Raw genomic sequence first — 11,896 nt, 5'->3', positions numbered from 1 at the left:
TGGAGGACGCCTGCTCGGAGACGCCGGCGACCTGGCTCGACAGGCTCTGGGTGGTCTCGGCGGTGCGGGTCAGGGTGGAGGCCGCCGATTCCAGCTGCACGGCCGAGGCCGAGACGTTGGAGACGATGGCGCCGACCGCGCTCTCGAAATCGTCGGCGAAGCGGATCAGCTCGGCGCGGCGGCTTGCGGCCTGCTCCCGGTTCTGGGCTTCGCTGGCGGCGGCGTCGCGCTCGGCCTTGGCGACCGCCTGAACCTTGAACTCCTCGACGGCACCCGCCATCTCGCCGATCTCGTCCTTGCGGCCGAGGCCGGGCAGCACGACGTCGAAATTGCCGGCGGCGAGCTCGCGCATCGCCTTGCACATCGCGATCATCGGACGCGAGATGCCGGTGCCGAGCAGGAAGGCCAGGACCACCCCAACCAGCGTGCCACCGACGGCCAGCATCAGCACCAGTTGCTCGGTCTGGCCGATGGTCGCCTCCGATTCGGAATCCAGCCGCCGCTGCTCGGCGACGAGGTCCGCCTTCATGGTGGTCGCGCCTTGCAGGATCGCACCGGCCGAGCCGTTCATCGCGGTGACGAGATCATCGACGAGCTTGGCATTGGCGATCAGCTTCTCCAGTGCTTCGCGATAGGCCCCGAGCAGCGCCTTGGCGTCCTTCAGGCCCGCGACGACCTTGTCGTCCATGGAGTAGATCGCGCCGAGCGAGTTCTCGACGAATTTCAGCCGGGCCAGCGCGCTGGTGGCGATCGTCTGGTCGGACGTCAGCACGAAGTTGGTCGCCGCCGCGCTCGCGGTCTGGAATTGGGCATTGACCTGCTTGGTGCCGAACTCGATTGCCTGTGCTTCGGAATCGGACGCGTTGTTGCCGATGTCGTCGAGCTTGTATTTCAGGAGGTTGGCGTTACGCCCGAGCTGGTTCTGCACCAGCAGCGCACTATCACGCTTGGCCTGGAGGATCCTTCCGAACGTGCTGGAGAAATTGGAGAACTCCTTGGCGAGCTTGGCGAGGCTCTCCTGCCTTGCCGGCTTCTTGGCACCCTTGACGGCCTCGTCGATCGCATTCTTCAGGCTGCCTTCGGCATCCAGCGCGGCCTTGGCGTCGTCTTCCTTGCCGGTGACGACGAAATATTTGGCAGCAGAGCGATAGGCCAGCAGCTCGCGGTCGATGTTGCGGGCAAGATCGGCCTCCGAAACGCTGCTGCGGTACGACCCGACTCCGGAAGCGACCCGCTCGAAACCGAAATAGGAAAAGGCCATGCTGCCGGCGGAGATTGCCAGCACTGCAGCAAATCCGAGGATGATCTTTGCGCGGAACCTGAGGGTCGGAAACAGTGTGCGCTTAGACGGTGACGCGATACGCCCGGACATTCCCACCCCCAATTTTGTCGTCAGCCGTGATCTGGAGGCGCCCCGCCCCCGGACCTGAATGCGCAAAACTAAGGCAGAATGGATAAGGGCCGGTAAATTCGGCGCATCTTCAGCCTCTCGGCCAAAGGCCGACCAGAGACGGAGACCTGGCATCCCACGCCGGCCCGGCGCTCCGCCCGGCTCGGCGTATGCCTCCCGCGGATCAGCGCCACGAGTGGATCAATGACTTTTCCATGACGCCAGCGACCAAAATCCTAGTTGCAAAGTTCCGGGTCGCTGTCTCTAATTAGAAGCAATCAAAATCAATCCCGGGAGGACTCTCCGTGTCTACAGTCAAACTGACGGTCAACGGCAAGGCCGTTGCTGTCGATGTCGAGGACCGCACGCTACTGGTCCAGCTTCTGCGCGATCACCTCAACCTCACGGGGACCCATGTCGGCTGCGACACCAGCCAGTGCGGCGCCTGCGTCGTGCACATGGACGGGAAAGCCGTTAAATCCTGCACCATGCTGGCCGGACAGGCCGATGGTGCCAGCATTACCACGATCGAGGGCATCGCGAAGGGCGACGAGCTGCACCCCATGCAGGCTGCCTTCCGCGACAATCACGGTCTCCAATGCGGCTATTGCACGCCCGGCATGATCATGTCGGCGATCGACATCGTGCATCGCCACGGGGGCCAGCTCGACGAGGCCACCGTGCGTCAGGAGCTCGAAGGCAATATCTGCCGCTGCACCGGCTACCATAACATCGTCAAAGCCGTGCTGGATGCGGCCGGGCGCATGAAGGTCTCGCAGGCGGCCGAGTAGAGCGGCCCGTTACAAACAAGAAAACCGTCACTGCGGCTCTCGGTGGAGAGCGCGGGTGGACAAATTTCCGGTCGGGAGGACCAGACATGGGTGTTGAAGGCATCGGCGCACGCGTCGTGCGCAAGGAAGACAAGCGTTTCATTACCGGCAAGGGCCGTTACGTCGACGACATCAAGCTGACGGGCATGACCCACGCCTATTTCGTCCGCAGCCCGCACGCGCACGCCAAGGTGAAGAAGATCGACTCTTCCGCCGCGCTGAAGATGCCGGGTGTGGTCGCGGTGCTCACGGGCCAGCAGCTCGTCGATGACAAGGTCGGCAATCTCATCTGCGGCTGGGCCATCACCTCGAAGGACGGCAGCCCGATGAAGATGGGCGCCTGGCCGGCGATGGCGCCGGAGACGGTCCGGTTCGTCGGCCAAGCCGTCGCCGTCGTGATCGCCGAGAGCAAGAATCTCGCGCGCGACGCGGCCGAAGCCGTCGTCGTCGATTACGAGGAGCTTCCCGCAGTCGCCGACATGCAGGCGGCGATCAAGCCCGGCGCGCCGCAGCTTCATCCCGAGGCTCCGGGCAACCAGGTCTACGATTGGGTGATCGGCGACGAGAGCGCCACCGATGCCGCCTTTGCCAAGGCCGCCAATGTGGTGAAGCTCGACGTCACCAACAACCGTCTGGCTCCGAACGCGATGGAGCCACGCGCGGCGATCGCCGATTACGATCCGGCCGAGGAGCATTTCACGCTCTACACGACATCGCAGAACCCGCACGTCGCCCGTCTGGTGCTGTCCGCGTTCTACAACATCGCGCCCGAGCACAAGCTGCGCGTGATCGCGCCCGACGTCGGCGGCGGCTTCGGCTCCAAGATCTTCATCTACCCCGAGGAGATGGTGGCGCTGTGGGCATCCAAGAAGGTCGAGCGTCCCGTGAAATGGACCGGTGATCGCAGCGAAGCCTTCCTCACCGACGCGCATGGCCGCGACCACACCACCCATGCCGAGATGGCGTTCGACGCCAACAACAAGATCACCGGCCTCAAGGTGAAGACCTACGCCAATTTCGGCGCCTATATGTCGCTGTTCTCGTCCTCGGTGCCGACCTATCTCTACGCGACGCTGCTTTCGGGCCAGTACAACATCCCGGCAATCCATGCCGAGGTGATCGGCGTCTACACCAACACCACGCCGGTCGATGCCTATCGCGGCGCCGGCCGTCCCGAGGCGAGCTACCTGATCGAACGGTTGATGGAAACGGCGGCGCGGCAGCTCAACGTTGATCCGGCCCAGTTGCGCCGGACCAACTTCATCACCCAGTTCCCGCACCAGACGCCCGTCATCATGGCCTACGACACCGGCGACTTCAACGCCTCGCTGGATGCCGCGATGAAGGCGATCGACTATGCCGGCTTCCCCGCCCGCAAGGCCAAGGCGAAAGCCGACGGCAAGTTGCGCGGCATCGGCGTCTCCTGCTACATCGAGGCCTGCGGCATCGCGCCGTCCAAGGCAGTCGGCAGCCTGGGCGCCGGCGTCGGCCTGTGGGAATCGGCCGAGGTGCGCGTCAACCCGGTCGGCACCATCGAGATCCTCACGGGGTCGCACAGCCACGGCCAGGGTCACGAGACCACCTTCTGCCAGCTCGTCGCGGAACGGCTGGGCATTCCGATCAGCCAGGTCTCGATCGTCCATGGCGACACCGACAAGGTGCAGTTCGGCATGGGCACCTACGGCTCGCGCTCCGCTGCCGTCGGTCTTACCGCGATCCTGAAGGCCATGGAGAAGATGGAATCCAAGGCCAAGAAGATCGCGGCGCATGCGCTCGAAGCATCGGAAGCCGACATCGTCATCGAGAACGGCGAGTTCAAGGTGACCGGCACGGACAAGGCGATCGCCCTGCCGATGGTCGCGCTCGCAGCCTATACCGCGCACAATCTGCCTGAAGGCATGGAGCCGGGCCTGAAGGAGAGCGCCTTCTACGACCCGACCAACTTCACCTTCCCGGCCGGCGCCTATATCTGCGAGCTCGAGGTCGATCCGGGCACCGGCAAGACCTCCTTCATCAACTTCGTGGCGGCCGACGATTTCGGCCGGCTGATCAATCCGATGATCGTCGAGGGACAGGTCCATGGCGGCCTCGCGCAGGGCATTGGTCAGGCCCTGCTCGAGCACGCGATCTACGATGCCAACGGCCAGCCGGTTACGGCCTCGTTCATGGACTATGCCATGCCGCGCGCCGACGACTTGCCCTCGTTCAATCTCTCCCACACCACGACGCTGTGCCCGGGCAATCCCCTGGGCATCAAGGGTTGCGGTGAGGCCGGTGCGATCGGCGCTTCGGCGGCCGTGATCAACGCGATCACGGATGCGATCGGCAAGAACAACCTGGAAATGCCCGCAACCCCGGATCGGGTGTGGCGCACCATCCACGCGGCTTAAAGGAGGACCGAAGATGTACCAGACCACTTATCATCGCGCCTCCTCGGTCGACGAGGCCGCGAGCCTTTTCGCAAAAGGTAGCGACGCGAAATTCCTCGCGGGCGGCCAGACGCTGTTGCCGGTGATGAAGCAGCGCCTCGCCAGCCCCTCGGACGTCATCGACCTCGGCAGGATCAAGGAGCTGCAGGGCGTTGAGCTGTCGGGCGACCTGCTGACCATCAAGGCCGCCACCACCTACTACGACATCATGCAGAATCCCGATGTGAAGAAGGCGATCCCCGCGATCTCCTATCTCACCTCGGTGCTCGGCGATCCCGCCGTGCGCTATCGCGGAACGATCGGCGGCTCGATCGCCAACAACGATCCTGCCGCGGATTTCCCGGCCGCTCTGCTCGCGCTTGGCGCCACCGTGAAGACCAACAAGCGGTCGATCTCGGCGGATGATTTCTTCAAGGGTCTGTTCACCACGGCGCTCGAAGACGGCGAGATCATCACCGCCGTGTCATTCCCCGTTCCGGCGAAGGCAGGCTACGAAAAGATGCGGCACCCGGCCTCGCGCTTTGCACTGACCGGCGTGTTCGTGGCGCAGACCAAGTCAGGTGAGGTGCGGGTCGCCGCGACCGGCGCCTCGCAGAGTGGCGTAATGCGGGTGCCCGCGATCGAGGCGGCGCTGAAGGCGAACTGGTCGCCGTCGGCGATCGACAGCGTGACGATTTCGGCGAACGGATTGCTGGCTGACATCCACGGCACGGCCGAGTACCGCGCCAATCTCGTCAAGGTGATGGCTCAGCGCGCGGTCGCATCGGCTCGCTGATAGCGCCTCGACACAATTTTTCCGCGGCGCGCACTTCGGTGCGCGCCGTGTTTATTTGGTCGTGCGGCATGAAAACCGCTTGCCTCGCTGCCGTGAAGGCGAGAAAAGTTAATCGGTCAATTAACTCGCCCACAGAGGAACGTCCGAGGCGATTGCCGGACCACCGGCATCTGCCCGCGACCCGAGGAAACAACAACGTGCTCGATAAATCAGCCCCTACCTCATCCGTCCGCACCTCCGGCCCGCTGTCGGGCTTCCGCATCGTCGAATTCGCCGGCATCGGACCTGGTCCGTTCGCATGCATGATGCTGGCCGACATGGGCGCCGACGTCGTCACGCTCGATCGCATCGGCGCAAAGAAGAGCACGAAATCGGTGGCCGGTCGCGGACGCAAGGTGATCGAGCTCGACCTCAAGGACAAGGCGGCGATCGCGCAGGTGCTCGACCTCCTGGCCAGCGCCGATGCGCTGGTCGAAGGTTTTCGTCCGGGGGTGATGGAGCGGCTCGGACTTGGACCCGACGTCGTACTCGCTCGCAATCCCAAGCTGGTCTATGGCCGCATGACCGGCTGGGGCCAGGAAGGCCCCCTTGCCAACGCCGCCGGCCATGACATCAACTACATCTCCATCACCGGGGCGCTCGCCGCGATCGGACCGAAGGAAGCGCCGGTGCCGCCGCTCAATCTCGTCGGCGATTTCGGCGGCGGCGCGCTCTATCTGGTCGTCGGCGTGCTCGCTGCCCTGCTGGAAGCGGAAAAGTCCGGCAATGGCCAGGTCGTCGATGCAGCGATGTGCGACGGCGCGGCATCGCTGATGTCGTTTTTCTTCGACATGACCGCGATGGGGCGCTGGACCGAAGGACGCAACCAGAACTTCCTCGACGGCGGCGCGCATTTCTACGGCGTCTATGAATGCGCTTGCGGCCATTTCGTCTCGATCGGCTCGATCGAACCGCAATTCTATGCGCTGCTGCGCGAACATGCCGGGCTCACCGATGCCGATTTCGACGCGCAGATGGACCCGAAGGCCTGGCCAGCACTGAAGGAAAAGCTCAAGGCCGTGTTCAAGAGCAAGACGCGCGAGGACTGGTGCAAGATCATGGAAGGCACCGACATCTGCTTCGCGCCGGTGCTGACCATGTCGGAGGCGACACGGCATCCGCACATGGTCGCCCGCAACGTCTTCGTCGAGCGCCACGGCGTGAAGCAGCCCGCCCCGGCGCCGCGGTTTTCGCGTACGCCGTCGGCGGTTCGCGAGCCGGAAGCGGCGGAGATCGGGGCGGTGACGGCCGCGTGGAAGGCCGCGAAGTAACTTCCGCTGTCATCCCGGAGCGCGAGCCCGGGATCCATGATCCCAGGAGTAGTTGGGCGAAGACGCCGAGTTATCGGCTCGCAAAACTACTCCCCGTGGTTACAGGTCCCGCCCTGTGCGGGGACGACACCTCTTGTGTCGCACCAGCGTGCCTCAAAGCAGCGCCTACGCTGCCGTCCCGACCTTCAGCACCCCGCGCCGGATTTGATCTTCCTCGATCGATTCGAACAGGGCCTTGAAGTTGCCCTCTCCGAAGCCGTCGTCGCCCTTGCGCTGGATGAACTCGAAGAAGATCGGCCCGATCGCGTTGGCCGAGAAGATTTGCAGCAGCACCTTGGTCTGGCCGCCGTCGACCACGCCCTCGCCGTCGATGAGGATGCCGTTCTTCTTGAGGCGTGCGATGTCTTCGCCATGCTGGGGCAGGCGCGCGTCGATCCGCTCGAAATAGGTGTCGGGTGGTGACGGCATGAACGGCAGGCCGGCCTCGCGCAAGCCCTCGATGGTACGATAGATATCCCGGCAGCCGCAGGCGATGTGCTGGATGCCCTCGCCGCGATAGGTCTTCAGATATTCCTCGATCTGGCCGGCATCGCCGGCGTCCTCGTTGATCGGAATCCGGATCTTGCCGTCCGGGCTGGTCAGCGCCCGCGAGAACAGGCCGGACGCGCGGCCCTCGATGTCGAAGAAGCGGATCTGGCGGAAGTTGAACAGCTTCTCATAGAAGCCGGCCCAGACGTCCATGCGGCCGCGATGGACATTATGGGTGAGATGATCGAGATAGAACAGGCCGGCACCGGCCGGCCGTGGATCGCGTCCGCCCAGCCACTCGAACTCGGCATCATACGCCGATCCCTTGGCGCCGTAGCGATCGATGAGATAAAGCAAACTGCCGCCGATGCCCCTGATCGCGGGGACGTCGAGCGTCTTCTGCGCGGATGATAGGTCGGCGGGTTCGGCACCGAGCGAAATCGCGCGGTCATATGCTGCCCTGGCATCCACCACGCGGAACGCCATCGATGGCGCGCAGGGGCCGTGCGCGGCGACGAAGTCATGGCCGTGGGTGCCAGGCTCCTCGTTGACGAGATAGTTGATGTCGCCCTGGCGATAGACCGTGATCTTCTTGGTTCTGTGGCGCGCGACGGGTGCATAACCCATCAGCTTGAACAGGGCGTGCAGTTCTTCCGGATTGGGGTGCGCGTATTCGACGAACTCGAAGCCATCGGTGCCCATCGGGTTGTCGGCACTGATCGCGGCCGGCGGTGCATCGTGCGGAAACGGACCCATGGTATTCTCCCAGATTGCTGCTGGCAGGAACTATCCTTCATGGCGCCTGCAAGGAGCGTGCAAACGAGACGCGTTTTCGCTATCCTGTGCACGATCCGTGCACATATTGGGCGATCGGCGCATGATTTCAGTTGATGTCTTCGATCTCAAGATCCTCGGCGCGCTGCAGGACGACGGCCGGCTTACCAACCAGGAGCTCGCCGAGGTCGCGGGCCTCTCAGCCTCGCAATGCTCGAGGCGGCGGATGCGACTTGAGGAGGCGAAGGTGATTGCGGGCTATCATGCGGACCTGTCCAGCGAGGCGCTCGGCTTCGGCGTGATCGCTTTCATCCAGGTCGGGCTTGCGACTCACTCGCCGGATAACTCCAAGCGTTTTCGGGCGTTGGTGAACCGGATCGACGAGATCCAGGAGGCGTATTCGCTTACGGGCGATGCCGACTATGTGCTGAAGGCCGTGCTGCGTGACCTCAAGGGCCTCTCCAACCTCGTGAACGACGTCCTGATGCCGCACCAGAGCGTGGCCCATGTGCGTTCCTCCATCGTGCTGGATCGGCTGAAGGAGAGCTCAAAGCTGCCGCTCAGGGAGATCGGGGCCGGCTGAAATCGAGGGAACTATGGCATTCGCGCGGCGTGGGCGATCTGCGATGATCCAGCTCGATGTGCGGAGATTCGACATGGCCCTCCAGCTTCGGCCGAACTGCGAATATTGCGACCGCGACCTGCCGCCCAACGCAACCGATGCGCGGATCTGCTCCTATGAATGCACGTTCTGTGCGGACTGCGTCGAGACGAAACTCTTCAACGTCTGCCCGAATTGCGGCGGCGGCTTTGCCCCACGCCCGATCAGGCCGACGCAGGAATGGCGGCCGGGCGTTTGCACGACCAAGCAGGCGCCGTCGGACAAGCGGGTGCATTTGAAGTACAGCGTGGAGGATATCGCAGCGCATTGCGCACGGGTAAAGGACGTGCCGCCAGAAAGACGGTGATTTGGCCGGTCATTCCGGGGCGATGCGCAGCATCGAGCCCGGAATTTCGGGGTTCCGGGTTCGCGCCGCGCGGGCCCAACAAAAACGGATCTCACTCCGCCGACAAGATCGTTCCCTCGACCTCACCGAACCCGACGCGATAGCCCTCGCCCTGGCACCAGCCGCGCATCACGAGGCTGTCGCCGTCTTCCAGGAAGGAGCGCTTGACGCCGCCAGGCAGCTCGACCGGCTCGGTGCCGTTCCAGCTGATCTCCAGCAGGCTGCCGCGCTGGTTTTTTTCCGGGCCGGAGATGGTGCCGCTGCCCAAGAGGTCACCGACATTCATGGCGCAGCCAGAGGAGGCGTGGTGCATGAGCTGCTGCACCGAAGACCAGTACATGTATTTGAAGTTGGTACGGCTGATGCTGGCGGGTGCATTGGCACCTGCAGCGCGGAGCGAGACGTCCAGCTCGACATCGTAGTTCTGCGGCTTCGTCTGCTTGAGGTAGTCGAGCGGCACCGGTTCCTGCTCCGGCCCCTTCAGCCGGAACGGCTCCAGCGCCTCGCGCGTCACCACCCAGGGGCTGATTGAAGTCGCGAAGGCTTTGGCCAGGAACGGGCCGAGCGGCACATATTCCCATTGCTGGATGTCGCGCGCGCTCCAATCGTTGAGCAGCACGAAGCCGAAGATCATCTCCTCGGCCTGTTGCTCGCTGAGCATGCCGCCCATCGGTGATGACTGGCCGATGACGACGCCCATCTCCAGCTCGAAGTCGAGCCGCTTGCACGGCGCAAAGCTCGGCAGCTCGACATTCGGCGGCTTCAGCTGTCCCCGTGGCCGCTTCACTTTCGTGCCCGACACCACGACGGTGGAGGCGCGCCCGTTGTAGGCGATCGGCATATGCAGCCAGTTCGGCTGCAGCGCGTTGTCCTTGCCCCGGAACATCACGCCAACATTGGTGGCGTGCTCCTTCGACGAGTAGAAATCGGTGTAGCCGGAAACGGCGAACGGCATGTGTAACTTGGCATCGCGCATCGGAACCAGGGCCTGCTTGCGCAGCTCCTCGTTGTCGCGCAGCTCGGGATTGTCGTGCCGCAAGAGCTCGCTGATGCGCGCACGGGCTTTCGACCAGACCTTTGGGCCCAGCGCCATGAACCGATTGAGCGAAGCTTCGGAGAACACGCCGAGCGGCCCCACGTCGAGCCTGGACTCCTGCTCGAGCGTCCAAAGGTCGAGCACGCAGTCGCCGATCGCCACCCCAGCCCTCGGCGTCGGATTGGCTGCGGTTGAGAAAACACCATAGGGCAGGTTCTGGATCGGGAAGTCGGAAGCGGGATCCACGTCGATGAAGGAGCGGAGGCTGGGATCGTTGGGGTGGGTTGTCACGTTTGGCTCGGTTCTTTCTTCCTTCTCCCCTCGTGGGAGAAGCTGGCGCGAAGCGCCGGATGAGGGGTCTCTGTCGGCAAACTCAATCGCAAGAGAGGTCGCGGAGAGAGACCCCTCACCCGTCTCGTCGCTTCGCGACGAGCCACCCTCTCCTGCAAGGGGAGAGGGCGACGAAAGCTACGGCCTGCTCGGATCGAACCGCTTCTCCAATCCGTTCCAGCAATCGGCGTAGTCCTCCTGCAGCGTCGAGGATTTCGCCGCATGTGCGGTGACGCGCTGCGGGTAGCGGGTCTCGAACATGAAGGCCATGGTGCCGGTCAGCTTCACGGGCTTCAATTCGCCGTTGCTGGCGTGCTCGAAGGCGTCCCGGTCGGGACCGTGCGGCAGCATGCAATTGTGCAGGCTCATGCCGCCGGGGACGAAGCCTTGCGGCTTGGCATCGTAGACGCCGTAGATCAGGCCCATGAACTCGCTCATGATGTTCATGTGATACCAAGGCGGACGGAAGGTGTTGTCCGCGACCATCCAGCGCTCGGGGAAGATCACGAAGTCGATATTCGCGGTGCCTGCCGTCTCCGACGGCGAGGTCAGCACCGTAAAGATCGAGGGATCGGGATGGTCGAAGCCGATCGCGCCGACGGGAGAGAAGGTGCGCAGATCGTATTTGTACGGCGCGTAATTGCCGTGCCAGGCGACGACGTCGATCGGCGAATGAGGGAGCTGCGTCTTGAACAGCGAACCGCCCCACTTCACGAAGAGCTCGGTCGGCGTGTCCTTGTCCTCGTAATGCGCCACGGGCGTGAGGAAGTCGCGCGCATTGGCGAGGCAGTTGGCACCGATCGGTCCGCGCTCCGGCAGTGTGAACGCGCCGCCATAATTCTCGCAGAGATAGCCGCGCGCCGGCCCGCTCGGGATCTCGACGCGGAACTTGACGCCGCGCGGGATCACCACGATCTCGCCCGGCTCGGCATCGATGCGGCCGAACTCGGTGACAAGGCGAAGATTGCCTTGCTGAAGCACGAACATCAGCTCGCCGTCGGCATTGTAGAAATGCTGGTCCACCATCGACTTGGTGATGAGGTAGACATGCGCGGCCATGCCGGCCTGGGCGTTGACGTCGCCCGCGGTCGTCATGGTCTGCACGCCCTGAACGAAGGTGACTTCATCCTTCGGAAGCGGCGTCGGATCCCAGCGCAGCTGCGCGATCGGCAGGTCGTATTCATGGCAAGGCGCCGAGCGCCACAGCCCGGCATCGGCCTTCTCGAAGCGGCCGGAATGCTTCACCGAGGGGCGGATGCGGTAGAGCCAGGAACGCTCATTGCTGCCGCGCGGCGCGGTAAAGGGCGAGCCGGAGAGCTGCTCGGCATAGAGCCCGTAGGCGCAGCGCTGCGGCGAGTTGCGCCCGATGGGCAACGCGCCCGGCAGCGCCTCGGTCTCGAAGCTGTTGCCGAATCCGGACATGTAGCCCGGCGTCACCTGGGCCGAGCTGCGGACGATCTGGTCAGGCGAGGTATTGATGTTCATGA

Annotated in this window: 10 protein-coding genes; 6 read left to right on the top strand and 4 right to left on the bottom strand. The window is 63.9% G+C overall.

The genetic code is table 11. The features are described 5' to 3' along the window. On the bottom strand, positions 1 to 1,372 hold a 1,372-nt coding region (locus tag K408_RS0133915; RefSeq protein WP_035698790.1), incomplete at its 3' end, for a HAMP domain-containing protein. Between the two features lie 323 nt (positions 1,373 to 1,695). Here K408_RS0133915 and K408_RS0133910 point away from each other — a divergent pair. The 4 genes from K408_RS0133910 (at position 1,696) to K408_RS0133895 (ending at position 6,734) form a co-directional block, all read left to right on the top strand. Then, a complete protein-coding gene (locus K408_RS0133910) occupies positions 1,696 to 2,181 on the top strand; it encodes a (2Fe-2S)-binding protein (RefSeq protein WP_024342961.1) in 486 nt (161 codons plus the stop codon). A gap of 86 nt (positions 2,182 to 2,267) precedes the next feature. Next, positions 2,268 to 4,610 carry a xanthine dehydrogenase family protein molybdopterin-binding subunit gene (locus tag K408_RS0133905; protein ID WP_024342962.1) on the top strand — a complete coding sequence of 781 codons (2,343 nt, stop codon included), beginning with the start codon at positions 2,268 to 2,270 and terminating at the stop codon, positions 4,608 to 4,610. A 13-nt stretch (positions 4,611 to 4,623) separates the two neighbouring features. Then, the gene (locus K408_RS0133900; protein WP_024342963.1) at positions 4,624 to 5,424 is read left to right on the top strand and encodes an FAD binding domain-containing protein; all 801 of its coding nucleotides are present in this window, start codon (positions 4,624 to 4,626) and stop codon (positions 5,422 to 5,424) included. A gap of 197 nt (positions 5,425 to 5,621) precedes the next feature. Continuing rightward, on the top strand, positions 5,622 to 6,734 hold the full coding sequence (locus K408_RS0133895) for a CaiB/BaiF CoA transferase family protein (protein WP_024342964.1): 1,113 nt from the start codon (positions 5,622 to 5,624) through the stop codon (positions 6,732 to 6,734). A 165-nt stretch (positions 6,735 to 6,899) separates the two neighbouring features. Here K408_RS0133895 and hppD read toward each other — a convergent pair whose 3' ends face one another. After that, positions 6,900 to 8,018: a 4-hydroxyphenylpyruvate dioxygenase gene (hppD, locus tag K408_RS0133890; RefSeq protein ID WP_024342965.1), complete on the bottom strand. Its 1,119-nt coding sequence runs from the start codon at positions 8,016 to 8,018 to the stop codon at positions 6,900 to 6,902. A gap of 121 nt (positions 8,019 to 8,139) precedes the next feature. Between hppD and K408_RS0133885 the strand changes: the two genes are divergently transcribed. Next, positions 8,140 to 8,619 (top strand): Lrp/AsnC family transcriptional regulator, encoded by a 480-nt coding sequence (locus tag K408_RS0133885; protein WP_024342966.1) that lies wholly within the window; start codon positions 8,140 to 8,142, stop codon positions 8,617 to 8,619. Between the two features lie 73 nt (positions 8,620 to 8,692). Beyond that, positions 8,693 to 9,004, top strand: a complete 312-nt coding sequence (locus K408_RS0133880) for a DUF1272 domain-containing protein (protein ID WP_024342967.1) — start codon at positions 8,693 to 8,695, stop codon at positions 9,002 to 9,004. A 91-nt stretch (positions 9,005 to 9,095) separates the two neighbouring features. On the opposite strand, the gene fahA is transcribed toward K408_RS0133880, so the two are convergent. Further along, positions 9,096 to 10,370 carry a fumarylacetoacetase gene (gene fahA / locus K408_RS0133875; RefSeq protein ID WP_024342968.1) on the bottom strand — a complete coding sequence of 425 codons (1,275 nt, stop codon included), beginning with the start codon at positions 10,368 to 10,370 and terminating at the stop codon, positions 9,096 to 9,098. Positions 10,371 to 10,547: 177 nt separating this feature from the next. Further along, positions 10,548 to 11,894, bottom strand: coding sequence for a homogentisate 1,2-dioxygenase (hmgA, locus tag K408_RS0133870; protein WP_024342969.1), 1,347 nt, complete (start codon positions 11,892 to 11,894; stop codon positions 10,548 to 10,550). Positions 11,895 to 11,896: the final 2 nt, after the last annotated feature.

This window comes from Bradyrhizobium sp. in8p8 (genome assembly GCF_000426845.1).
Lineage (GTDB): Bacteria > Pseudomonadota > Alphaproteobacteria > Rhizobiales > Xanthobacteraceae > Bradyrhizobium > Bradyrhizobium japonicum_C.
This window is presented reverse-complemented; position numbering and strand designations above follow the sequence as displayed.